Genomic DNA, 1344 nt, shown 5'->3' with positions numbered 1-1344 from the left:
GGTGGAAAGTTTTTCGGTTGGGGATGGGCTCGCGGCCTATCAGTTTGTTGGTGGGGTAATGGCCTACCAAGACGACGACGGGTAGCCGGCCTGAGAGGGCGACCGGCCACACTGGGACTGAGACACGGCCCAGACTCCTACGGGAGGCAGCAGTGGGGAATATTGCACAATGGGGGGAACCCTGATGCAGCGACGCCGCGTGGGGGATGACGGCCTTCGGGTTGTAAACCTCTTTCAGTAGGGAAGAAGCCTTTGGGTGACGGTACCTGCAGAAGAAGTACCGGCTAACTACGTGCCAGCAGCCGCGGTAATACGTAGGGTACAAGCGTTGTCCGGAATTATTGGGCGTAAAGAGCTCGTAGGTGGTTTGTCGCGTCTGCTGTGGAATCGTGCCGCTTAACGGTGCGCGTGCAGTGGGTACGGGCAGACTGGAGTGCAGTAGGGGAGTCTGGAATTCCTGGTGTAGCGGTGAAATGCGCAGATATCAGGAGGAACACCGGTGGCGAAGGCGGGACTCTGGGCTGTTACTGACGCTGAGGAGCGAAAGCATGGGGAGCGAACAGGATTAGATACCCTGGTAGTCCATGCCGTAAACGTTGGGAACTAGGTGTGGGGTCCATTCCACGGATTCCGCGCCGTAGCTAACGCATTAAGTTCCCCGCCTGGGGAGTACGGCCGCAAGGCTAAAACTCAAAGGAATTGACGGGGGCCCGCACAAGCGGCGGAGCATGCGGATTAATTCGATGCAACGCGAAGAACCTTACCAAGGCTTGACATGCACTGGAATCGCCTAGAGATAGGTGCGCCCTTCGGGGCTGGTGTACAGGTGGTGCATGGTTGTCGTCAGCTCGTGTCGTGAGATGTTGGGTTAAGTCCCGCAACGAGCGCAACCCTCGTTCTATGTTGCCAGCACGTGATGGTGGGAACTCATAGGAGACTGCCGGGGTCAACTCGGAGGAAGGTGGGGATGACGTCAAATCATCATGCCCTTTATGTCTTGGGCTTCACGCATGCTACAATGGTCGGTACAGAGGGTGGCGATGCCGTGAGGTGGAGCGAATCCCTTAAAGCCGGTCTCAGTTCGGATCGTAGTCTGCAACTCGACTACGTGAAGTCGGAGTCGCTAGTAATCGCAGATCAGCAACGCTGCGGTGAATACGTTCCCGGGCCTTGTACACACCGCCCGTCAAGTCACGAAAGTCGGTAACACCCGAAGCCGGTGGCCTAACCCTTGTGGGGGGAGCCGTCGAAGGTGGGACCGGTGATTGGGACTAAGTCGTAACAAGGTAGCCGTACCGGAAGGTGCGGCTGGATCACCTCCTTTCTAAGGAGCAACACATACAA

The 1344-nt window shown here is 57.4% G+C and carries 1 rRNA gene; it reads left to right on the top strand.

From position 1 onward, the window contains the following. A 16S ribosomal RNA gene (locus HMPREF3087_RS09075) occupies positions 1-1324 on the top strand; the annotation flags it as partial. Between the last annotated feature and the right edge of the window lie 20 nt (positions 1325-1344).

This window comes from Brevibacterium sp. HMSC22B09, from assembly GCF_001806795.1.
In the GTDB taxonomy this organism is placed as follows: domain Bacteria; phylum Actinomycetota; class Actinomycetes; order Actinomycetales; family Brevibacteriaceae; genus Brevibacterium; species Brevibacterium ravenspurgense.
The sequence above is the reverse complement of the archived record's forward strand: the minus strand, read 5'-3'. Positions and strand labels throughout refer to the sequence as shown.